The following is a 22,776-nucleotide window of genomic DNA, read 5'->3' on the forward strand; positions in this document are numbered from 1 at the left end:
CCTATCCTAATCGTGAGAGAGAAAGGGAGAATAACAGCGTACCAAGCATTATAAAAAGTACCGCAATGCCCCCATTCTTCCACCAGCCTCTCTTGGCTTCAGCGAACCTCTTTGCGGTCAAAGCACCGCAAAATACACCCGCCGCGAGACACAGCCCACTGATAAGCCAGCCGGAGGGCATATGCAGAACCGCCGCCAGAGGCATATCCCGCCCGGTGTCGATACGGAAGCCTGCCCAGAGCATCAGACTCCCGTAGGCCAGCAGGCAAATCAGGGCAAGCAGTCCCATCGGCACCAGCCTGTCGTATTGAATTTTCGAGGCAAGATTCCGCGATTCCTTCACCACGCTATCGGTGAGCCGGGCTTGGGCGGCGGCAGTTTCCTTTTCTGCGGCAGCGGCCATGCCGTCCATGATGGCTCTGGACGACTCGGCGATTTTCTCCGGCAGGGCTTCATAGTAGATGCGCTGATATTCCATCGCGGCCAGCAGCGGCCAGAGCGCGTCGTCCTCCCGGAGATTCAAGCTGTTGCCGACCTCCCGCAGACGGGTCGCCTCCGTTTCGGACAATTCCCTGCCGCACGCCTTGCCGAGAGCAATCACAGTATCCATGCTCATGAAGCTTCTCCCATGACGGAATCAAACATTTTCGCGCACACTCCCCGCCAGCGTTGTAGTTCCGCGCGTGTGCCGAAGGGCATTTCAGGCTGGGCGGCGCGGATGGACATGCGTCTGGAATAGAGCCAGTCGGCCACGCGGTTGCCGACAGCCGGAAAGTCCAGCGTCCTGCCGTTCTTCTCCACCGCTTCCCGCGCTTTGGAAGTGTTATACAAATCAAAACGCCGCGCTTCACCGAAATACAGGTTCCGACAAACGTGGATGGGCACGTCTGTGAACACTTCCTGAAAGGAATGCAAAAGCTCTATGGAATCGCGGTGCCGGTTGATTATCCAGAAAACAACCAGTTCCCGCCGCATCTCCCGCAGGGCTTCCTTCATGATGTCGCCGTAACTGGCCGTGCTGGTCTTGGTGCGGGCGGCGGCATTGATGACCACGGCATGCTCCGGGTAGCTCTGCACAGTGTCCAGCAGGTCGGCCCATCCATCGGCATCGTCCAGACTGTTCAGACGGCAAAGCAGATTCGACAGGACAAGCTCCTTGTGCGCCTTGAAGACATCAGGGTTGTCGGTATCGGTATCCACAAGCAGAATGTTCGTGTTTCTGTTGAGCAGATAGTCCACGAGGGCGAAGGAAAAGAGGCTCTTGCCGACGCCGCCCTTGCTGCCGCCGACATAGAACACGCTGTTTTGAATGTTCATGATCAAAGCTCCGTATCGGGTTTGTCCGGCGTGTAGTATTCCGGTATATCTTCTTGTGTTTGGGACATGACGGGAGGAACCGCGACGGGTTTCACGGCTTCAGGCCGGGGCTTCAGCTCGCGTTTTCGCGGAACCGCCTTTTGGGGAAGCACCTTTGCCCGGATGACGGGCGCGGGAATGACCACATTGCCCTGGGCCATGATGTCCGCCAGTTCCCTCACCGTGTATCCCTTCTCAATCGCTTTCAGGATGTTGGCGTTGAGCAGTTCGGCGGCTTCCTCCCGTGTCTTGCCGAGATTTCTGTCCGGCAGGTCGTCAAGGATTTTCCGCATGGCATTGATGTCTTTCACCGGAATGCGTTTGAACTTTCCCATGTGTGACGCTCCCTATCGCATCCGCATACGCGGTCGGCTCTGCCGTTCCCGCGCTATGCGCCGTTTTTCAAGGTCGCCAACAAGGTCCGCAAGCTGCTGTACACTTCGCTGACATCGGTGAACAATCGCTTCAAGGCGCGCAGTTCCGTCTGAATCAGCATCTGCCTGTCCTCCAGTACGTCCATCCTCGTGCCGAAGGCCGTCAGCCGGGCGTTGCAGTTCTCCTCCATCCGTTTCAGGCTCTGCATCAGCATCCGTTCTGTTTCGGTCATGAATGGTATCCTCCTGAAGCTGGGGCAAAAGGAGGGCTTCCTCGTCAGGGAGCTGTTTCCATTTTACCGGATAGCGTTTGATGTTGCAGGCGGCGCGTTTTTCAATGACGCGCTCAAAGTCCTGTTGCAGACGGGCGACCATGCGCCGCGCCGTTTCCTTCTTTTTTTCCTCGGACTCTTCCTCTGGGATATCTTTGGGCGTCCAGCACCTGGCGTAAAAGCCTCCCCTGAAGCGCATCTTCATGCCGCTGTCCGGGGCAATGACGCTGATGTAGTCCCTGCCTTCGCGGTTGATGCTCAGCCCCTGTTCCTTCAGGGCGCTCAGAATATCTTCCCGGTTCCGGACAAGTCCCCGCGCCACTTTTTCCTTGAGAAAGGCGTGAATGACCTCTTTAGCCCGGTCGCGGTCGCTTTCCCTGATTTCCTTGCCCCATCTCGCCATTCGCGCCTTGAACAGGTCGGCCTTTTTCGGAAGCTCATCCCGCGCCCGTGCCGGGTCGTCGGGACGCGCCCAGCCTTCGCGCCAGTTGAACAGGTCGCGGAACACGTCAAAGTCTTTTTGCCAGCCGGGAGGACAAGCATTGAAATCCTTGCCGCTGGAAAGTTCCAAGCGTGGAATGAGGAAATGCAGCTCGTGATGCCCGGCGTGCGTATGCCGCACCCAAAGGATATTGCGTTGATCCGCTTCCAGCCCGGCGAAGGCCACCTGCTCGAAGGCGTCCATGACTTCCTCTTCCTGCTCTTCGCTCACCTTATCATCCGGGTGCCATGACAGAACGCCGGAAGTGAATTTCCATCGCCGCTCTATGCTGTCGACAAGCGCGCGGGTCATAGCTGGGTCGCCGCGCAGCACCTGGGGCGGGGCTGTGTCTCTCCCCGGATAGTCCGGGCGTACAAGATAGCGGCTGGGCTTGTCGCCTTCCCCGGTGCCGTGCGGAAAGACTTTCATCAGCATGGCTTCGCCTCCGGTTCATCTTCCGTTGAGGCGCATGATGCGAACTCGATAATACGCTGTTCGATGCCCGCCAGCGCCGTCAATACCTCCACGGCTTCCGCCGCCCGCTTATAGGTGTTGGCCCATCTCACAAGCTGGTTGATGTTCGCGCCGATGCGGGACAGCTCCCGCAGCCGCCGTTTCTCTTCCGGCGTTTTTCGCAGGCGGATGCCAAGGCAGGTCTGGCGGATGTAGTCCGACATGCTCATGCCGTGCAGCGCGGCATTGAAGCGGAGAATGTCACGCTCCTCCGGGAACACGCGCACGACGACGGCGGCGTTGCGGACGGGCTTGACGCGCTTCACCGCTTTCCCTGCCTTTGGGCTTTCCGGGGTTCGAAGGGGCAACGCCCCTCGCCAGCCGTGCAGTATGACGCGAAGCGTCTATACGAAACGTAGGCTGGCCTTCGGAGACAAGGCCGGACGAATGAACAGGCATCCGCGCAAAAACGGGGATGCATGATGCGGGCATCAGGAATGTGGCGGGTACGTACCGGGGGTGAAGCGGAGTTGTATCCAGCATGTCGCTGGTGGGTATGACGACAGCACCGGGTAAACATCCAGCTCATGGAGAGACGGTATGCGGCATGAGCCTGAACACCATACGAAACACCTCCGGCCAGTGTCCGGCTCAAAGTGTAGTCAGCATGGTGAGCGGGCCGGGGCGGGTCCATGAACGCATGACGGACGGTAACAGCGCATGTATCGGGAAAACTCTGTGGAGCATAAACCGGGGCGGCCTTGTGTGTATCGTGTCCGCTACGTGTCTGTATAGGGGAGAGCCTTGAGAGGCGAGAAATGCCTTTCTGTTTTACGGTCTTGGTGTTCCTGAAGAACAAATTTCCTTTGGCGAGTCGCGGATATTCAGTCGAGATGAGACAAGGCGATAGACGTTCACTATATCTCCGAAAGGAACCGGGCTGCTGGATATCGCTATTCATGGCTGCCGTCCTTACCCACGCTTTCGATGAACGCCTTGATGTCTTCAACTCGCCAGACTGTTGTGCGAGGGCCAAGCTTCACGGGCTTGGGATAGCGACCGGTACGGCAGCCTTCCCACCAGGCGCTCTTGCTTATGGGAATCAGGGCGATGACTTGAGGAAGACGAAAAAAACCACACGAGGGGATTTTCGTATCAGATCGTGACATAAAAACTCTCCTGAATCTTGCTGAATTTCAGGAGAGTCTGGCACACGTCAAAAGATTCCCGTGAGGGAATCGGACGGAAAAATGGCGGGAAAATCTAAAAAAGACGGGAAAACAGCAGACTGGTCATACCTTGAGTATGGAGTATGCATCCGCTTCCTTGAGGAGCATATCCATCAGATTGCGATAGGATTTTTCGTCCTTGTACTCTTTTTCCGCAAGCAGGCGGCCCACATGCGTCTTCCGGCCCTGTGGGGCTTTATGGCCTGCCTCGGATTTTTGGGGACCGCACCAGTACAGCAGAACGTAGGCGATCACCGCGAGGGGATACTTCTCTTTCATGGCGTCACGGACAGCCGTGTCGGGTCTTCCTTCCCAGATGGCGCCAGGAACGTAAAAAACGAGTTTTCCATCCTGTGGCGACCGTTCACATGTGGGAAGTACCGCCGCTTTATCAGCAACAGCCGATTCCGACGGAGCTGCCCGTAAAACGGATTCCACAAGGGCGCGGGTGATGCCTTTTACTTCCCGGCGCAGGGGATAATGACGGAGATGCCTGATAGCGGAGTCTCTATCCACCATTATGGTATCGACAAAGATATGCGCAATAAAGTGGTAGCTTGAAACGGGAATGGAACATACCGGCTTCTCAAACAGTGCCGAATCCGGTGAATACTGCTCGAAAATATTTTCTGTGTTCAGCCTATCCAGACTGTTGAACAGAAATTCTCGTTCCTTTGAAAATATGGACTCCATATCTTCATAGGACTCTTCAAGAATAGATGTCAGTCCCGGTTTCAGCACATTGACATGGATATTCAGGGAGAGCCTCCTGAAAAAGTCCATGATGTCATGGGCGAGCAGGTATGTTTGAAATCTTTTGAGCGACAGGTCCACCTGAGGCAACGTCGGGCTTTCCATTTTGTAGACGGCCTGACGAGCATCCGCAAAAGCCCGCCAAAATGTCTCATGCGTCCTGTTCCATAACTCCACAGGAAACACGGCGTCGGGCCAAAGGGACTGAATAAGCTGTTCGACTTCATTGGCGGTCAGATCGTATGCCTGCCGTACCCTGCCCATGGATATTTTTTGCTGGTCTGACATGGGAAAAAATAGCTCAAACATCGTAGCTGGACAATATGGAAACGGGCGGCACGAATTTTCATGGCAAAAACTCGTGCCGCCCGTTTAAATATGAAAGGCATTGCTCAGCTATACCACTCCCGGATTATATCCATGTCGTCGTAACCGGCCTGCCTCATACGCTCCTTTTCTTCTTCGCTCCAGCCGGTGTCGTTGCTCGTCACCTGGGCTTCTCCTTCTATTTTCCCAATGGAGATACAAACCTCACGATCGGACCTGGCCTTCTCTTTCATACTTCCTCCTTGCTTCTTTTCTGTTGTGTGTTGCGTAGTCCATCCAGATAATCCGCCCATGCCTGCATAAGACGACACCGTTCATCCATATATTCCGCGCGATTGTAGGCAAGGCGAACGGTGTCCGGCTCCTTGTGCGCAAGCTGCGCTTCAATAACATCCGCTCGGAAGCCAAGTTCATTGAGTCTTGTGCTGGCCATTGCCCGGAAGCCGTGCAGAGTCATGGTTTCCTTGCCATAGCCCATGCGCCGCAACGCGGCCAACGGCGCGGCATCGCTGATGGGAGTAGTGAGTGCGCGGACGCTGGGGAAAAGCAGTTTTCCGTTGCCGGTATAGGCGTGAAGCTCATTCAGCAAGACCAGCACCTGTTTGGACAACGGCACCACATGCTCGCGCCGCATTTTCATGCGCGATGCCGGAATGATCCATGTGGCGTTTTTGAAGTCAAACTCGCTCCAGTGCGCAAGCCGCAATTCCGAAGGGCGAGTGAAAACGTAGGGCAGGATTTTCAGGCAATAGACAACGGAGGTATAGCCGACATAGGCATCAATATCCCGCAGAAGCTGGCCAATGTCGTCCGGCAGGGTAACAGCGGCGAAATGGGTTGTCTGTACCGGCGTCAAAGCTTCGGTCAATCCAGCGGCCACATCGTATTTCACGCGGCCTGTGATGCGGGCATAGCGCGTCACCTGTCCGCACAGGCGCATGAGCTTGTGGGCTGTTTCGTGATGGCCGAGACGCTCCGAGGGCTGAACGATCTGCAAAAAGTCGGCAGGTTCAAGCTGGGTGACAGGTTTCCCGCCAATGGCCGGGAAACTCGTATTTTCAAGATAGCGACGTAATTTTTTGGCGTGTTTTTCGGAGAGCGTCGGCTCGTACTTGGCGAACCACTCCCGCGCCACAAATTCAAAGGTGTCCCGTTCTTCCCGCTCTTTTGCGAGTACGGCCTCTCTGGCCTGTTTTTTTCCTCACCGGGATCAATCCCCTTGGCAAGCGACTCTCTGGCGTCATCACGCCTATGGCGGGCATCTTTCAGCGAAACCGCCGGATATGCGCCAAAACTCAAAAGTTTCTGCTTGCCCTCAAATCTGTAGGCCATTCTCCATAATTTGCTGCCTGTCGCCGTCACATGCAGGTATAAACCGCCGCCGTCAGAAAGCTTTTGCACCTTGCCGTTGGCCTTGGCGTTCCGCACAGCGGCATCGGAAAGTTTCATGTTGGTATCCTCCAAAACAGTCCGGAAGTGTGCGGCGAAAACCAGAAAAATCTACCTCTATCTATTTAAATTCAAAGAAAATTTTTAGCGTGCTGATATTTCGCCGTGCCGAAATGGCGTTGTGGTATTGGTACCTGCGAATCTACCAACGATTTTTGGGGGTGTCCACGTGGGTACTTGGTTTTTACTGGACAAAAAGAGAAGACCGAAATCACATTTTTCTTTGTGGTTTCGGTCTCCTATGGACTATTTTGGACTTCTTGTTGGTGCCGAAGGGGAGACTCGAACTCCCATGAAGGAACCTTCACTAGACCCTGAACCTAGCGTGTCTACCAATTCCACCACTTCGGCATGGAAGGGAGGTATACCCAAAACATTCAGAGCTGGCAAGCGAAAAAACGCCCTTTCGGAAGAAATTTCAGCGAAAACCACTCTGCCTTCCGTTTTCCCGCCCGACTTCGGTTCAGCGCCACCCCGTAACTGGAGATGCCATCCTCTGAGTCACGGCGAAGACGCCGGACGGGCGGATTGTCCGCCACAGGAGTAAACCTCTTACGATTCCAACGGACTACGCAAGAATTTTCTTGAAGAGGATGTTGTTTTCAAGATGGTAGTGCTGCAAGGTATCTTCTTCGATTTCAGTAAGTTTCTTGTACAGTTCGCGGAAGGTATCGCATCCGTCGCAGGGGACGCTGTAGTCGTTTGTGGCATGGCGGAGCTTTTTGAGCAGAGTCCCCGCGGCTTCGTGCTCCTCTTCCAGGATATGCACCAGAGCTTGGCAGTGTTCCTTCGCCTCACTGTTGGCGATGGCCGGGAAGAGTTCCGTTTCTTCACGGATCAGGTGCGGTTCCATCTCATGCGACAACTGGCCAAACAGTTTATACACGTCGTACAGCTCGGGATGGCGCCTTCCGTGGGCCTTGAGCACGTTCACAATCAGTTCATGCGCTTCCGGAAGTGCTCCCCACAGATAGCTGTGGTGCTTCGTCAGGATAAACTCCACGAGCCGTTCGGCGCTCATTTCGGAAAAAGGCTCAGCGGGCTTTTCCGTACGGGCGGCAAGCTCATCCAGCGCTTTATAAATATTGCTGTCGACAAGGCGCTGTTCCTTGATGACTTCGCCGAGCAGACGCCCACCGCCGCAACAGTAGTCGATGCCCGCAGCACGGAATATGGCGGAAGACAGAGGGAAATTCACCACGATGTTGCCAACGGAGTGTTCATGCCATTTATTCTGCATAATAAGCCTCCAATGCTTTGGTATGGAAGGACCGTAGCATGGGGCACGGAAAAAACCTTTTAGTATAAAGGGCTATAATCAAAACAATACCGCCGTTCCAGGCTCACGGCTTCATCATGCAGGCCCGGTGAGCCCCGCGAAGCCTCGCCCGCACCTACGCGCCGCCCCCCGTGGAGACAACAAAAAAGGCGGCCGAAGCCGCCCTGTTCGTGATTTCTTTCTTACGCCTTGGCTTGCTTGATCACCGAAGTGAGGCTGCTGACGAGGCCGGAAATGTTCGCCAGATCCGTGGGCAGGATCATGGTGTTGCCCTCCTTGGCGAGCTTGCCGAACTGTTCCAGATAGTTTTCCGCAACGCGCAGGTTCGCCGCCTGCGTACCGCCCGGCTTTTCCATCTGGTCGGCGACGGTGGCAAGGCCGTCGGCGGTGGCCTGCGCAACCGCCCGGATCAGTACGGCGTCGCCTTCGGCCTGATTTTTCATCGCCTGCAACTTGCCTTCGGATTCGGCGATGGCGGCGGCCTTAGCGCCTTCCGCCATATTGATCCGGGCCTGCATCTCGCCCTCGGACTGCGCGATGAGCGCGCGCTTTTCACGTTCGGCGCGCATCTGCTTTTCCATCGCCTGCATGACCCCGGAAGGCGGCGTGATGTCACGGATCTCGTACCGCAGCACCTTGATGCCCCACGGCGCGGTGGCGGCGTCCAGCGCGGAGATGACTTCCTGATTGATGGTGCTGCGCTCCTCAAAAGTCCTGTCCAATTCCAGCTTGCCGATGGCGGAACGCAAAGCCGTCTGGGCAAGCTGCACGGAACCGAACATGTAATCGCTGATGCCGTAGGCGGATTTCTCGGGGTTCACCACCTGAAGGTAAAGCACGCCGTCGATATCCACGCTCACGTTGTCTTTCGTGATGCAGGTCTGTTTGGGCACGTCCAGAACGTCTTCTTTCAGGGAGCGGCGGTAGGCCACGGCGTCAATGAAGGGGATGAGGATATGAAAGCCTGCGAACAGAACGGCGTGGAACTTGCCGAGCCGCTCGACCACCACCGCCTGCTGGTTCGGCACGACAAGCGCCGTCTTGAACAGGACGAAAATAACCAGCAACGCCAAGAAAACGAAAACCGTCAACGAAGAACCGATCAAATCAAGCATATTATGCTCTCCATGTTTGAATAGCTACGCAGGATTCCGGGAGTTTTCCCCACCGGAAACCACTTCAAGCGTCAGTTCGTCATCGGGGATATGCCCCAAGACACGCACCTGCGCCCCCTCCGGCTGCGCTTCCGGGGACACCGCGCGCCAAAAACTGCCGCCCACCGAAATCTCCCCTACCCCGTTTACCGGAATGGGCCGGGTTACCGTCCCCATTTTCCCGGCATGCAGATTCGGCAGCCCCACCGACGCGGCATCCGATGAAATCTGCGTCTTTCCTCGAAAGCTGCGGACAAACAACCGACGCAGCGAAAGGAGAAACACAACGGACGAGGCTCCGAAGACGACCACTTCAATGGCCAGATCGTCCACGAACAGCGCCGTCACCCCCGCCGCCCACGCGCCAAGGCCGAAAAAAAACAGCACGAACACGGGAGACACCAGCTCCACGGCCAGCAAGATTATGCCCAGAATAAACCACATGGCGGCGACAGACACGGCACCCTCCTCCTTCTTTGAGTACACCCCGCAACGGAACACCCGATGCGGAACCCGCAAACGCTATGCATCCCCCAGAGGAAGCCGCGCGCCGACGCCATAGCCTGTTATGGTCGCCACGGCCACAAGGCCCCCTTCGGCATCGGTTACCCGGACCTCGTATGTGGAAAGCAGCTTCCCCGAACGGAGCACACGCGCTTCCCCACGCAGGGGCCCCACGCGGCCGGAACGCACAAACGAAATGGAGGTCTGGGCATTCGTGCAGTACAGGCCGTTCGCATTGGAAAGCGCCGCAAACGCCACATCCGCCAGAACGAAAACGGCTCCGTCGTGCACCGCTCCCATGCCGTTGAGCTGGCATCCATGCGGCGGCATCTCGACAAGGCTGTACTCCCTTCCCACGTCCAGCACCTCAATCCCCAACGAGGAGGACACGGGGTCATGCCGTCGAAAATGTGCACGAATCTCTTCCAGCGTCAACATCCTGTCTCCCGGCAATACAAATCATTCGGCCCGCCAGCCCTCGGACGGCGGCACCCATCAGACAACCGATTTTCCATGCTCACGGCACTCCTGTCAACAGCCCGTGCCCGCCTTCTTTGCGGAATCCGGGCCTTATTCCCCGCCGTATATGACGAAGCGATCCCGCCCGCCCTGCTTCGCGTGGTACAAGGCGACATCAGCCTTGGCATACAGCTCTTCGAACGAATCCCCGTGTTCCGGGGCAATGGCCACGCCGATGCTTACCGAAACCCCGCTGTAACGGGGGTGCGCCATGCGGATGGACCGGATGCGCGCACACAGCTCCTCAGCCTTGCGCTCAATGATTTCCCGGGTTGAGACGCCATACATGAGCGCAATGAACTCATCCCCGCCCAAGCGGCCCACAATGTCGTCCATACGGAAACACGACTCCAGCTCACGTGCGACCAATTGCAGCAGCCTGTCGCCCTCAAGATGCCCCAGCGTATCGTTGACATTCTTGAACCCGTCCAAATCCATGCTGAAGAAGGCAAGTAATCCGTCCCCAGAGGCCGAAGCAGCATACTCGGAAAACCGTTTTTCCACAGCGGACCGGTTATACAGCTTCGTCAGAAAGTCCCGCTCGGACTTATAGACCAATTCAGCCTCGCGCTGCCGCCGTTCCGTGATGTCCGTCAGGTAACCAAAAGCCAGCAGATCCCCGGAGGCCGGATCTTTCAACAGGTTAATGGAGGCGGACACCCAGATGAAGGTGTCGCCGCGCAGCGTGCGGTATTCCAGCGACGTTTCCCCCTGCCCCGCCGCGTACAGCTGCAACAGGGATTCCGTGGCATAGAAACGCAGGACGCCCTGCTGATCTTCGGGGTGTACGGACACCTCCACAGCCTTGCGGAACCGTGCGGCGGCTGACGCGTCCGGCTCTTCCACGCCCAGCTCTTCACCATCCGCGTACCGGGACAGCAGCCTGTCCCGCGTCAGGTTCACGGTATAAGACGCTATCGTCTTGGACAGCATGGCCTCCCGGTACCGCTCCTCACGGGCAAAACGGAGCTCGGCTTCCTTCAGTTCGGTAATGTCTTCCTGCGTGCCGAGCGCGGAGTATGGGCGGCCCTCGTCATCGAAAAGATTGGTCAGCGTGACGCGGAACCATCGGCTGCAGCCGTTTCCGGAGCGCATCACCACGGAGGCCGAGGCTTCCCCGGACCGCAATGTCTCCAGGACGCCCTCCATGGCCTTCCTGCTCTCTTCGTCCATGCCGATCTCATCCATCGCTTCGTGCAGCGACGCTTCCGTCAGAGAGGCCCCCTTCCCGGCTATGCGCATGATCCGCCCCGTGGCGTATACATATTCAAACAGCATGTCGTCGGTATGGGAAATGGCGATCAGGAAACGCTCGTTGCTCATGCGGAGCTTCAACTCCGCTTCCTTGGCGTCCGTGATGTCGGTCATGCTGCAATAGAGGCACGCCGCGCCGCGCTGTTCCACCGCAAGGCGCATACGGTGCAGAATCCACCGCACTTCGCCGGAACGCGTCACGATGCGGTATTCGCATTGCAGCGGCTCCGAACCGCATTCCCGCATCAGAGCGGTAAGCCGATCCCGGTCTTCAGGGTACACGACCCCAAGAAACACGTTCTGGAACCTGTCTTCCAGCTCTTCACGCGAATAGCCCGCAAGCTCCAGGCATCCCTGGTTGATATAGAGCATCCGGAAATCATCGCGCGTACACTTTACGATGCCGCCCGGTGAAATGTCGGCCATCGAGTCTCTTTCCTGATTCACGCCCTCTACCTCCCGCCGGGTACGGAAGATGATGAAACTGATAAGCATGGCGCTCATCACAAAAGCAAGGAAAAGTTTGATGGAGAACGACAACGCGCCCCGGTTGATCGGATCGCAGATGTCCTCGGTGACGGCGTCGGGCACGATGGTCACAAGGCGCCAATCGTTGATGCCCAGCGGCGTGATATAGGCCGTGCGCCCGTATCCGCCCACGGAGAACCGGATAAAACCCGACGTCCCGTCACGGAGCATCGTCCTGTGCCCTTCAAAGGTATAGCCGTCCAGCATTACGGCGTTGGCTTCAAACGCTTCCAGCCCGTTTTCACTGCCGCCGATGATGTTCGACGTGTGGCGCGAGGTCGTGACCGACTCGCCGCTGGACGTCAGGATATTGCTGTAGCCGCGCTCGTGGAAGTAGCTCATATCCATGATCCGGGAGAGGATGGACATATCATACACGCCGGCTACCGCGCCGACGATCTCCCCGTCCCTGATGATGGGCGAATAAAAGAGCAGATTGTCCGGGCCATGCCCGTTACGGATGAAACGCACGTCGTGATTGCCGCGCAGCACGTCCTGGAACCACGGCTCGCCGGGCTCCACGCGGACGGAACCTTCCAAATCGCGGCCTTTCCCATCGGGCGTGAACACGCGGACATCGTGGAAGTCGTAATGGCCCGCCATGTTTTGCAGCAAAGCCGCGGCATCCGGCCCGGTCAGGCGCTCAACCGATGAAAAAAGCTCCGCGAACATGGCCGTATAGGCAATGGCGGCATTCATCCTGATGGAGATGCGGAGATTGGACTGGCGGGCAATCTCTTCAAGATAGGCGTTGTTGACGGCCTGGATACGTTCCCGGTTTTCGCTCCTGAACTCCAGGAAGGAGAGCGCGACCAGAACCGAAAGCGCAAAAATGCCAAGGAGGCACAAAACGTAGACGTTTCTCCCCCGAAAGGTGCGGACCGCTCTCACCATTCCCCTCCGTTGTCTGGCGGATCTCCCCCCGGAACCGCCCGTATCACATCCCCACAGCGCCAAGGAAAGCGCCTCTCCCCGGCGCGCTCAGACGCAGTGGGAGCATACCTGCCCAGTCGGCATTTCGCAAATGTTCCCGCCATACTTTTCAACTTTTCCGCCGCCCCGCGCTTCCGGCCACCGGAGGAACGCCGCCATGCCCCTGGGGTTATGGACGCCTCCCTTCCCCTTTTCATCACGTTCAAATCAGGCCGCGCCGCAACCTCTTTTATACCTGCTTCATTTTCACGGCGGATCTCCGGATATCCCCCTATACCGCCGCGCATTTTTCTCCTAAGAACGGAAGCACACCCGCTCAATCCTCCAACGAGGGATCGCCGCCCATGCCCGAGCATCCGCACCACATCCGATCGGAAGCCTACAAATACCGTTTCGACCTCCTCTTCGCTTCACTCCTGTGCACGATCGTCGTCAACATTTTCTTCCCCGAAGACATCTACGACGGCATCGCGCAGACCATCTACCTGCCGATCCAGCTCATCGCGGGGATCACCCTCTTCGATATCCGGCGGAAGGGATACCTCTTGACCCTGTTGCTCTTCCTCGGCGGCCTGCTCATCGTCGGGCGCCTGCTGGACAGCTTCACGCCCCTGAATCTGCGAGAGTATCTTGTATTCGCCTATGTCGTGTTCTTTGGGTGGGTGACGCTCGAACTCTTCCGGCAGATCTACACGGCCCCGCTGGTGGACCGGGAAAGCGTGCTCGCGGCGCTGTGCGGCCTGCTCCTCATCGGCTACTGCGGTTTTTTCGTCTTCGTCGCCGTGGAGTTCCATCAACCGGGCTCGTTTTCCGGGCTCACGCCCGGCGGGCAGGGTTTCCGTGATCTGTTCTATTTCAGCTACGTGACCATCCTGACCATCGGCTACGGCGACATCACGCCCCATACATGGGTCGCCAAGAACGCCACCATCCTCGTGGCCTTGATCGCGTACATGTACTCACTGGTCATCGTCGCCATGATCGTCAATCAATTCGCGGAAAACCGTAAACTGAAGCAGCAGGAAAAAGCCCGCCTTTCCGGAAGCGCCCAGGCAAGGCGCCGGGAGGCGCCCCCTTCCGGGGAGAACGATTGACCGGATGGGCTCAGAGCGTAAAAAAAGCGCCCTTCCCCAATCGGAAGGGCACCCTTATCGCTTACTTCTTCGGCATGAGGGGCCGGACGGTCATCACCGGGCATGGCGCTGCCCGCACCACTTCATGGGCGACGGACCCGAACAGCAGGCGGTCAAACCCCGCCCGCCCGTGCGTGCCCATGACGATGAGGTTGGCACCCTTCTCTTCAGCCAGCTTTACCAGCTCTTCGGCAGGCCGCCCCACAAGAATGACGCCCGTGGCATCCATCCCGGCGAACTGTTCCGCCAAGAGGTCGTTCATGGACTTCTGGATGGTTTCGTTGGGATTGTTCACTTCATTCGGCTGGTTGTTGACGGAAAGATACACATCCTCATACGGCGTGTGAGCCGGGATGACATAGGCAACCAAAATGGAGGCCCCGGTCATGGACGCCATCATCTTCGCATATTCAACGGAAGGGGCAATTGTGTCTTCCAAGTCCACCGCACAGAGAATCTTCTTCACTTCCATAGATGATGCCTCCGTAATGAAGTGATAGGAAACGCCTTTTCCTCTGTCTCCACAATAGCTCTGAACACGCTAAAGTCAAGGATGTTGGGGCACGCCGCAGTATGGCGGGCCGTCCCCCATCCCGTCGGCTGCATGTCCGGAACCTTCCCCCTTACGCCTTCCCCGCCCGCACCCTTGTGCCCTCTTTGACGCGGAGCCGTTCTCTGCTAAGATTGGACATGGAGGCAACCCTATGGAAACGATTTTTGCCATTCTGACGGTTATCGTATACATCCTGCTCGCCCTTGTGGGCCTTGTGGCCCTCACAATCTGCGTCTTCCTCTGGATGGTGTCCACACGGACCAGGCAAGATTCAAAAATATTTCAGGAACGTTTTGACGGCTGGCGCAAGACGCGCGGATAGGTTCGCCCCGAAAGCCCGGCTTTCGGGGCTTTCGTTTCACCCGCTCCCCTGCGGGGCGATCCCGGTGCCCGGACACCGCCTTTCAGCAAAACGGCCTCTCCGCCCCTAGCCGCTCCGATCCGGCGGCCATCCCTCGCTCCCGCAACGCTTCCGCCCGGATTATAGTTTACATTTCCTTTTCCCCGCGTATCTTCTCTCGAACCCCCTCTTCGCCCTTCAGGGCTCCTCCCCCCTACTGGTTTTGAACACGAGAAAGATACGATGTCACTTATCGCGCGCATGATCATTCCCATCAGCGTCATTGTGACGCTCGCCACGTCCTTCATCGGATGGAAGGCATACAGCGACGCCCGGGATTCCGTGGCCGAGGCTACCCGCATCCTTGAAATTTCCACGCTCGACGCCGTGGGGCGCGAACTCACCACCGTCATGAACCTCACCCGCCAGCATTTGCTCACAGTGGCGGATCGCATCGCCATCATCGAGCTGCTCCGCAACCCTGATGAATCCCCCGAGGGCGAACGGAGCAAGCTCCTTACCCGTCATTTGCGGCGGGCCGTGTTCGACTTCCCAAGCATCGACGGGCTGGCCGTCCTCAATAGCAGGGGGACCGTGATCGCCAGCGTCAATCCGGGCGAGAACGCCACCAGCCGGAAAACCTCATCCTATTTCCACAAGGCGCTGCAAGGCGCACAAACCCTCGACGGTCCGCTTGTCCTTCCCTATACGCAGGAAAAGGCGTTCATCATCTCCACCCCCATCTATGACAGGGGCAAAGTATCCGGCGTGCTCGTCGGCGCGATCAACATGGAGCACCTCACGCGCCTTATCGTCGATCCCGTCACCCTCAACGGCATGGGGTACGTTTTCGTCTGCACGCCGGGCGGCTCGGTCATCATGCACAGGGACCGTAACAAGATGTTCGCCGACAATGTCTCCGAACAGCGCTTCATCAAGGAAGCCACCGCGGACAAAGATCGGTTTCTGGAATACAGGAACCCGCAGGGGCAGATCATGTACAGCGCCTATACGGCCCTGCCCAACGGGTGGATCATTGTGGCCGCCGCATCCAAGGAAGCCATGCTCGCCGGGGTACGCAACCTCCGCAGCGACATCATCCTGAGCTGCGTGGGCGCGCTGCTGCTCGTCACCCTGCTCATCTACCTCATCCTGCGTAAAGTCACCGGTGTCCTTCAAGAGGGGGTGGAGTTCGCCGAGCGCGTAGCCTCGGGCGATCTCGATCGTTCCCTAAACATCCGGCGCGAGGATGAGCTCGGCAAGCTGGCCCGCGCCCTCAACACGATGGTCCAGCGGCTCAAGGCAAGCTTCAGCATAGCAGAAGAACGGGCACGGGAGGCCGAAGAGGCCAGCGCCCGGGCGACTGAAACCTCGCAGGAGCTTGAAGCCGTCATCAACGGCGTCAGAGGCGGGGTGGCGCGGCTCGAACTCACGGACAACCTCCGTGTGCTCTGGGCAAACGCCGGTTTTTACGCGCTTGCCGGGAGAAGCCACGCGGAATATGAGCAGGACGTGCACGACGAAGCCCTGCTTGTGGTGCACCCCGACGACCGGGCACACCTGCTCGGCGCGTTCCGTTCCAGCCTCGCAAGCAACATCCCGGTGCATACCGAATACCGCATCCTGCGCAGGGACGGAGGTGTCGTCTGGATCTATCTCCAAGCCAGCCTCGTGGGACACCGTGACGGCGTGCCCGTATTTCAGGGCGTGTTCGTGGACGTCAGCAAGCAGAAAAACACCATGCGGGCATTGGAGCTGGAACAGCAGCGGAACCGCATCGTCGCGGAGCTGACCAACGACATCATCTTCGAATACGACTACGACACCGACGAGATGACGTGCTCGGAACGCTACGAAACCATTTTCCATAAGCCCCGGGTCATCCCTAATTACAGGCGGCATCAGGACAACCTGCTCAACATGCTCCTGCCCGAGGACGCGAAAACGCTTCAGGAGGCCTATCGCCGCATTGAGCAGGGGGTCGATTCCTATGCCCTCACCCTCCGCCTGCTTCAGCCGGAAGCAGGCTATCAGTGGTACTCGATCCGCTTCCGCAGCATCCGTGACGAAACCGGGCGCGCCATCAAGCTCATCGGGCAGCTCACGAACATCCACCACCAGAAGCTCGAGGAAGACCGCCTCCGCCACGAAGCAAGCACGGATCTGCTCACGCAGATCTACAACAAGATCACTACGGAACACCTTGTCTCCCTTGAGTTGCAGGAGGGGAGGAACCACGCGCTCATCGTTGTGGATCTCGACAAGTTCAAATACGCAAACGATACGTTCGGGCACTTGTTCGGGGACTCGGTGATCAAGGCGGTGGCGGCTACCCTGCGCGCGACGTTCCGCGCCACGGACATCGTCGGGCGCACGGGCGGGGACGAATTCGTCGTGCTCGCCAAGGACATTTCCCTTTCCGATGGGCTCGAAACCCTCAAAGCCAAATGCAGGCGGCTCTCCGTCGAGCTCGCCCATGTCTCCCTCGGGCAGGATTATGTCATCTCGGCAAGCATCGGCATAAGCCTGTTCCCGCGTGACGGCAAGACCTACGCCGAACTGTTCGCCAAGGCCGACGCCGCCTTGTACCAGATCAAAAACACCGGGCGCGGTCACTTCGCCGTGTACGGGGAAGTGCCAGAAACGGAAACAAAGGCCCTGCCCTCGGGTGGCAAAGGGATGCCTCTCATGCCCCAAGGGCCACGAAACGACGCCTAGCGTTACCACCGCACTCCGGAATATCCATAAACAGGCAAAGGCCCCTTCCCGTTCGACAACGGAAAGGGGCCTTTGCCTGTGCGCGATCGGCTTGCATTCACAGAAAGCAACCAGTGTGAGTCCACAGACGGTGCAAACACACACGCATCAGGCTCCCCGCAAGGAGCCCCAAAAGCGGGAGTAACTGTGTGCCGGAAGAAATGACTTCGGGGACGGAGATGATGCCGTTGGTGTTAGTGATGCCGTCGCCAATCTGAGAGTCAGTGATAACTGACGACCAAGGCGACCACGTACCATTTTTATTTTTCTTTCTTGTGAATATACGGCCTGTGGAACCCATCGGTATCGTATATCTTGTAGATTTTCTCAGCGGGCTTCGCAGTCTTGATGCGCGTATCTGTCAGAGACATTGTTGCCCCAAAAAAATGTGAGCTGCAATGGTTTCAATCGAGAAAACATGAGCGCATTTGAGCACGGGAAAAGGACAAAAGAAGAACTCCCGTGAGCACTTATGAGCACTCACGGGAGTTCTTGAGAAGTCTTTCTGGTGGAGATGAGGGGGATTGAACCCCTGGCCTCAGCGATGCGAACGCTGCGCTCTCCCAGCTGAGCTACATCCCCAAAGGTCGCCGTAGCAACGGGAATCTCTATACGGGATCACCCTCACGCTGTCAAGCAAAACGGCCCAGGGCATCCGTATTTTTCCCTTTGCGAGAAATGAGCGGGGCTTTCCCAAACGCCGCCTCCATCGTATACCCCTCAATCCCGTGAACATCCCAAAGGGAACACGGCTGGCGAAGCGCTCCGAAAGCGTCTTCCCGTCATGCTTCCCGATGGCGCCGTTATCCGCGCAATTCGCGCTGCATATCCCGGGTCTCGGCACGGCGCTTCAGTTCCACGCGGTGATCGTGCAGCTTGCGGCCCCGTCCAAGAGCCAACTCCACCTTGATCTTCCCGTACTTGAGATACAGCTTCGACGGAACCACGGTCAGGCCCTTCTGTTCCACTTTCGCGGCAAACGACGCGATTTCCTGTGCGTGCATCAGCAGTTTGCGGGGCCTGTCCGCGTTTTGCTCCACGTACCCGGCATTCGTATACGGGGCAATGTGCAGGCCGATCAGCCACGCTTCGCCGCGCCTGAACTCCACATAACTGTCCGTGAAGTTCACCTGCCCGGCACGAAGGCTTTTCACCTCGGGCCCGGTCAAGGAAATACCCGCTTCAATGGTTTCCAGATATTCATAAATATGACGGGCTTTACGGTTATCCCCAATAAGGGGGCCGCCCGATTTCTTGGCGCTCATAGCTTACCTCCTTGCGGACAGCAGCGCGTAAATGCTCTTGACCGTCCATCCGGCCGTCCGGGTCTGCACCCGGCGCGCAACGTCCCGGGGCGAACCGCCCAGTTCCCGCTCCTCGGCGATGAGGCGAAACACCTCTTCCCTGTCCGTCACGCCTCCGGCCTCCGCCGGTCCGACCACCACCGTGATCTCGCCAAGCAACTCAACGCCCGCCGGGACGCCGTCCTCCAACCGCCCGAGAAGGTATTCCTCATGCGTTTTGGTCAGTTCGCGGGCAATGCAAAGTTCCCGTGGGCCGAGCACAGCATGGGCAGCAGAGAGCGTTTCGCTCAATCGGTCCTTACGTTCAAAGAAGATAAGCGTCAATGCCAGATTGGCAAAGGGCGCCAGCGTCTTTTCCTGATCCGAGCGGCTGCGGGGAAGGAACCCCAAAAACGCGAACGGCTGCGGCGCGATGCCGCTCCCGGCGAGCGCCGTCACGGGCGCACTCGGCCCCGGAACCACCGATACGGGAATCCCCGCCGCGCGGCAGGCCCGGACCAGCCGGTAGCCGGGGTCAGCCACCAACGGCAGCCCGGCGTCGGAAATAAGCGCAAGCGTCCGGCCTCCATTCAACAGGCCCAGCACTTCGTCCAGCTTGCTCTCTTCGTTATGGTCATGAAAACTCATGAACCGCTTGGCTTTCACCCCACAGCGCTGGCACAGCAGCCCCGCCCGGCGGGTATCTTCCGCAAGGACCATATCCGCGCCTTCCAGCACTTCCCGCGCACGGGGAGAAAGATCACCAGGGTTGCCAAGCGGCGTCGCCACTACCCATAATTTCGGAGATGTCAAAGACATGGCGGTAATAATCCAGTTCGAAGGTTGCGCCCGCGTCACGGACGCAGACAAGATCGAATCGGCAGGGAACATCCCATTCCCCGCTTGCGGACAAGTAGGCTCGGGCGGCTTTGACCACGCTGCGGCATTTGGCGGGCGTCATGCTCGCCTCGGGCGAAGCAAGGCTCCCCTTGCCGCGCAGACGGACTTCGACAAAAACCAGTTCGTCCCCGTCCCGGCAGACAAGATCCAGTTCATACGAACCGCTGCGCCAATTGCGGGCGAGTATCCGCATCCCGGCCTTTTTCAGCCAATCCGCGGCGGCATCCTCTCCGGCGCGCCCCTTTTCCTGCCGCAAGGTCACAAAAGCGAGCCCTGCCGCGCCGTCTGCTGTTCGGGCAAAACGCCCCGGAACGTCTTCCGGTGCATGGGGCACGGCCCAAGCTCGCGCAGGGCGGCAAAATGCTCTTTGGAGCCGTAGCCCTTGTGCTTGGCAAAACCATAGCCGGGATAGCGGTGGTCGAGCTTATCCATGAGCATGTCACGGAATGTTTTGGCGATGATGGACGCCGCCGAAATGACCGGGACCAGCGCGTCGCCGTCCACAATGGATTTCTGGCGCGGGGACGATGGCCAGCACGCCGCGCGCTGCCGGAACAGCGGCTCGGGGATCGTCTGGTTGCCGTCGATGAGCAACCCTTTGGGCCGGACTTTCAACACGCTGGCGGCGTGGCACATGGCCTTGAGCGTCGCCTGCAAAATATTGATGCGATCGATTTCGGGAGGCCAGACGACGCCAAGCCCCCAAGCCAGCGCCACGGCCCCGATCTCGGCGGCCAGACCGTCCCGGCGGGTAGGCGACAACACCTTGGAGTCCGCAAGGCCGGGAATAACCGCGCCTTCGGGCAAAATCACCGCCGCCGCAACCACGGGACCGGCAAGGCAGCCCCGCCCGGCTTCATCGATCCCGGCAACCGCCGAAACGGGTATGCCGGGGAACCAGTCGCCCGGCTTCGCGGAAGGGCACAGAAGCAGCTCTTCCTGCACGGATACGGATTTTTTGCGGCCAGCCATACACTCTCCGTAACAAAAGACCAAAAAGGGAAAAAGGGATCTTTGCAGGAAAGATCCCTTTTTCCAGAACGCCCGTCGCCGGGCGGGAAACGCCTCACTGCGGGGAAAAACTCCCCTCTTCCCTGATGGGGAACTAGTAGCGCTTCTTGGGCTTGATACGGGCAGCCTTACCCTTGAGATCGCGGAGGTAGTACAGACGGCTGCGGCGCACGGAACCTTCGGTCACCAGCTCGATGTGATCGATGAAGGGGGAGTGCAGGGGGAAGATACGTTCCACGCCCACGCCGTCGGAGACCTTACGAACGGTCACGGTAGCGCCCACGGTGCCGCGGTGCATACGGATCACGTTGCCCTGGAACACCTGGATACGTTCCTTTTCACCTTCGACGATACGGAAGTGCACTTTCACGGCGTCGCCGGGCTTGAAAGCGGGAATATCAAGGCGCATCTGTTCGCGTTCGATCTTTTCGATGATGGTCATGTCCTTCTCCTCAAAGAAGTCGTTGCCCCGTCTGACGGGCAACCTGAAGTTATGTCGCTTCGTTTGTCGGTGACTCCCGAAACGGGCTGTCGCTTGCGCTCTCTCGCCCCGTCGCCGGGGGAGGTATCAACACAGAGCATTGCACCGTACCGCAAAGGCGCGGCCGTGAAGAGGCTCTAACAGCAGTCGCCGAGCACCCGATCAAGGGTAATGGCGACCGCCCCACGCACCGGGAGATGGTTGTACGCATCCATCCACCGCAGCGGCCTCAGTATGCCGTCGCAGGCATCCAGAATCTCCGGGGCCATCCCGTGCCCTGTCCCGAAAAGGAGCAGGACCGGACGGTCCACAAGCAGATCCCGCACAGCCTGAGGCGTCATGACGCCGTTGTCCCGCGCGCTGGTTCCCAGCAGAACCGGGCGCTGTCCCGTGCGTGCTTCCACAAGATCAATGGCTCCCTGCACATCGGAAGCCATACGGACGAGGCTGAACGCTTCGGCGCGATCCGGGTTGGAGACGCCGCCGGGCCCTTCCGTCCAATGGCGGACCAGCGTTTCCAGAATGGTCTGCTGATCCTTCAAGGGGGTTACAACCGTGAAACTCCCCAGTCCATATGTGCGAGAACACCGTGCTATATCGTGAACGTCGAGGTTTGTCAAAGAGGTTGCGCCGGTTTTGCGATCGCCAAGGAAAACGGGATAATGCACCAGCGCACAATGGAGGTTGCGGCCAAGGCGGAGCCGTCCAGCGGCCTCCACCGTTTCCCGCAGGTACTCCATGTCGTCCGACGTCAGCGGCGCCCCGTCCAGCATGTCGGGCCGGACCCGCAGCGTCGTCCGCAGCGACTGCTCGCGCCGCCACTTGGCAATACGGCCATGATCGCCCGAACGCAGCACATCCGGCACGGGCACATCCTCAAAGACTTCGGGCCGCGTGAAGTGCGGATACTCCAGCAGGCCCGCCGAAAAACTTTCGTCGTCTCCGGATTCCTCTTTTCCCATGAAGCCGGGGATGAGCCTGGTCGCGGCCTCCACCAGCATCATGGCGGCGGCCTCCCCGCCGTTGAGCACGGCCTCGCCCACGCTGACCTGCTCGACCGGCAAAATGTCCATGAGCCGGGCGTCGATGCCTTCATACCGGCCGCATACCAGCGTCAGCGTCTCTTCCCGCGCCAGCTCGCGGGCCAGCGACTGCGTGAGCGGCTTACCGGCGGCGGCGAGCATGATGATCCGCCCCGCTCCGCCCCGCTCCGTTTCCAGTTCCCGCAAGGTCTTTACCAGCGGTTCCAGCATCATGACCATGCCGGGCCCGCCGCCATAAGGACGGTCGTCCACGATATGGTGGCGGTCTTCCGTCCTGTCGCGGGGGTTCAGGATATCGAATTCGACAAGCCCCGCCTCGCGCGCCTTGCCGAGCAGCGCCGTATCCAGCGGGGATGCAAACCATTCCGGGAACAGAGTCAGTATATTAATTCGCATTGCTTTGTTTTGTA

Annotated in this window: 23 protein-coding genes, 2 tRNA genes and 1 pseudogene; 3 read left to right on the plus strand and 23 right to left on the minus strand. The window is 58.5% G+C overall.

Going from position 1 to position 22,776, the window contains the following annotated elements; all coding sequences use genetic code 11:
- Position 1: 1 nt before the first annotated feature.
- The 15 genes and pseudogenes from T370_RS23615 to T370_RS0110840 all read right to left on the minus strand — a co-directional run bounded on the left by T370_RS23615 (position 2) and on the right by T370_RS0110840 (position 12,826).
- A complete protein-coding gene (locus tag T370_RS23615; RefSeq protein ID WP_029435725.1) occupies positions 2–616 on the minus strand; it encodes a hypothetical protein in 615 nt (204 codons plus the stop codon).
- Positions 613–1,317, minus strand: coding sequence for a nucleotide-binding protein (locus tag T370_RS0110775; RefSeq protein ID WP_029435726.1), 705 nt, complete (start codon positions 1,315–1,317; stop codon positions 613–615). The genes T370_RS23615 and T370_RS0110775 overlap by 4 nt, the downstream gene beginning before the upstream one ends.
- A gap of 2 nt (positions 1,318–1,319) precedes the next feature.
- On the minus strand, positions 1,320–1,691 hold the full coding sequence (locus T370_RS0110780; protein WP_029435727.1) for a hypothetical protein: 372 nt from the start codon (positions 1,689–1,691) through the stop codon (positions 1,320–1,322).
- Between the two features lie 12 nt (positions 1,692–1,703).
- Positions 1,704–2,918 carry a relaxase/mobilization nuclease domain-containing protein gene (locus T370_RS0110785; RefSeq protein WP_029435728.1) on the minus strand — a complete coding sequence of 405 codons (1,215 nt, stop codon included), beginning with the start codon at positions 2,916–2,918 and terminating at the stop codon, positions 1,704–1,706.
- Positions 2,912–3,262, minus strand: a complete 351-nt coding sequence (locus T370_RS0110790) for a plasmid mobilization protein (RefSeq protein ID WP_029435729.1) — start codon at positions 3,260–3,262, stop codon at positions 2,912–2,914. The genes T370_RS0110785 and T370_RS0110790 overlap by 7 nt, the downstream gene beginning before the upstream one ends.
- A gap of 627 nt (positions 3,263–3,889) precedes the next feature.
- Positions 3,890–4,105: a helix-turn-helix transcriptional regulator gene (locus T370_RS0110795; RefSeq protein ID WP_029435730.1), complete on the minus strand. Its 216-nt coding sequence runs from the start codon at positions 4,103–4,105 to the stop codon at positions 3,890–3,892.
- Between the two features lie 123 nt (positions 4,106–4,228).
- The gene (locus T370_RS0110800) at positions 4,229–5,206 is read right to left on the minus strand and encodes a hypothetical protein (protein ID WP_248604249.1); all 978 of its coding nucleotides are present in this window, start codon (positions 5,204–5,206) and stop codon (positions 4,229–4,231) included.
- Positions 5,207–5,310: 104 nt separating this feature from the next.
- On the minus strand, positions 5,311–5,478 hold the full coding sequence (locus T370_RS25520) for a hypothetical protein (RefSeq protein ID WP_169739150.1): 168 nt from the start codon (positions 5,476–5,478) through the stop codon (positions 5,311–5,313).
- Positions 5,475–6,694 (minus strand): annotated as a pseudogene (locus T370_RS22865) (tyrosine-type recombinase/integrase). The gene T370_RS25520 and the pseudogene T370_RS22865 overlap by 4 nt, the downstream one beginning before the upstream one ends.
- 264 nt (positions 6,695–6,958) lie before the next feature.
- A tRNA-Leu gene (locus T370_RS0110815) sits at positions 6,959–7,045 on the minus strand.
- Between the two features lie 217 nt (positions 7,046–7,262).
- Complete coding sequence (gene ric, locus T370_RS0110820; protein ID WP_029435732.1) at positions 7,263–7,934, minus strand: iron-sulfur cluster repair di-iron protein; 672 nt, start codon at positions 7,932–7,934, stop codon at positions 7,263–7,265.
- A 221-nt stretch (positions 7,935–8,155) separates the two neighbouring features.
- Entirely contained in the window at positions 8,156–9,088 is a 933-nt protein-coding gene (locus tag T370_RS0110825) for an SPFH domain-containing protein (protein WP_005029508.1), read from the minus strand.
- 24 nt (positions 9,089–9,112) lie between these two features.
- A complete protein-coding gene (locus tag T370_RS0110830) occupies positions 9,113–9,586 on the minus strand; it encodes an NfeD family protein (RefSeq protein WP_005029506.1) in 474 nt (157 codons plus the stop codon).
- A 63-nt stretch (positions 9,587–9,649) separates the two neighbouring features.
- Positions 9,650–10,069, minus strand: coding sequence for a PaaI family thioesterase (locus T370_RS0110835; RefSeq protein ID WP_029435733.1), 420 nt, complete (start codon positions 10,067–10,069; stop codon positions 9,650–9,652).
- 132 nt (positions 10,070–10,201) lie between these two features.
- Complete coding sequence (locus T370_RS0110840) at positions 10,202–12,826, minus strand: sensor domain-containing diguanylate cyclase (protein WP_248604250.1); 2,625 nt, start codon at positions 12,824–12,826, stop codon at positions 10,202–10,204.
- Between the two features lie 383 nt (positions 12,827–13,209).
- On the opposite strand from T370_RS0110840, the gene T370_RS0110845 reads away from it, so the two are divergent.
- Complete coding sequence (locus tag T370_RS0110845; protein WP_029435735.1) at positions 13,210–13,959, plus strand: potassium channel family protein; 750 nt, start codon at positions 13,210–13,212, stop codon at positions 13,957–13,959.
- A 61-nt stretch (positions 13,960–14,020) separates the two neighbouring features.
- On the opposite strand, the gene T370_RS0110850 is transcribed toward T370_RS0110845, so the two are convergent.
- Positions 14,021–14,470, minus strand: a complete 450-nt coding sequence (locus tag T370_RS0110850; RefSeq protein WP_029435736.1) for a universal stress protein — start codon at positions 14,468–14,470, stop codon at positions 14,021–14,023.
- A gap of 232 nt (positions 14,471–14,702) precedes the next feature.
- Here T370_RS0110850 and T370_RS25525 point away from each other — a divergent pair, with 232 nt between their 5' ends.
- Together T370_RS25525 and T370_RS0110860 are read left to right on the plus strand one after the other, a co-directional pair.
- A complete protein-coding gene (locus T370_RS25525) occupies positions 14,703–14,873 on the plus strand; it encodes a hypothetical protein (protein WP_005029495.1) in 171 nt (56 codons plus the stop codon).
- A 261-nt stretch (positions 14,874–15,134) separates the two neighbouring features.
- Positions 15,135–17,609, plus strand: a complete 2,475-nt coding sequence (locus T370_RS0110860) for a diguanylate cyclase (protein WP_029435737.1) — start codon at positions 15,135–15,137, stop codon at positions 17,607–17,609.
- 545 nt (positions 17,610–18,154) lie between these two features.
- Here T370_RS0110860 and T370_RS0110865 read toward each other — a convergent pair.
- The 7 genes from T370_RS0110865 to trmD form a co-directional block, all read right to left on the minus strand.
- Positions 18,155–18,230, minus strand: a tRNA-Ala gene (locus tag T370_RS0110865).
- Positions 18,231–18,451: 221 nt separating this feature from the next.
- Positions 18,452–18,913 carry an SsrA-binding protein SmpB gene (gene smpB / locus T370_RS0110870; RefSeq protein WP_029435738.1) on the minus strand — a complete coding sequence of 154 codons (462 nt, stop codon included), beginning with the start codon at positions 18,911–18,913 and terminating at the stop codon, positions 18,452–18,454.
- 3 nt (positions 18,914–18,916) lie between these two features.
- Positions 18,917–19,750 (minus strand): 16S rRNA (cytidine(1402)-2'-O)-methyltransferase, encoded by an 834-nt coding sequence (rsmI, locus tag T370_RS0110875; protein WP_005029487.1) that lies wholly within the window; start codon positions 19,748–19,750, stop codon positions 18,917–18,919.
- Entirely contained in the window at positions 19,692–20,093 is a 402-nt protein-coding gene (locus tag T370_RS0110880; RefSeq protein WP_005029486.1) for a YraN family protein, read from the minus strand. The genes rsmI and T370_RS0110880 overlap by 59 nt, the downstream gene beginning before the upstream one ends.
- Positions 20,090–20,803 (minus strand): ribonuclease HII, encoded by a 714-nt coding sequence (locus T370_RS0110885; RefSeq protein ID WP_005029484.1) that lies wholly within the window; start codon positions 20,801–20,803, stop codon positions 20,090–20,092. The genes T370_RS0110880 and T370_RS0110885 overlap by 4 nt, the downstream gene beginning before the upstream one ends.
- A 133-nt stretch (positions 20,804–20,936) precedes the next feature.
- Positions 20,937–21,284 carry a 50S ribosomal protein L19 gene (gene rplS, locus T370_RS0110890; protein WP_005029482.1) on the minus strand — a complete coding sequence of 116 codons (348 nt, stop codon included), beginning with the start codon at positions 21,282–21,284 and terminating at the stop codon, positions 20,937–20,939.
- A 176-nt stretch (positions 21,285–21,460) separates the two neighbouring features.
- Positions 21,461–22,762, minus strand: coding sequence for a tRNA (guanosine(37)-N1)-methyltransferase TrmD (trmD, locus tag T370_RS0110895; RefSeq protein ID WP_005029481.1), 1,302 nt, complete (start codon positions 22,760–22,762; stop codon positions 21,461–21,463).
- Positions 22,763–22,776: the final 14 nt, after the last annotated feature.

The organism is Bilophila wadsworthia ATCC 49260 (assembly GCF_000701705.1).
Classification (GTDB): domain Bacteria; phylum Desulfobacterota; class Desulfovibrionia; order Desulfovibrionales; family Desulfovibrionaceae; genus Bilophila; species Bilophila wadsworthia.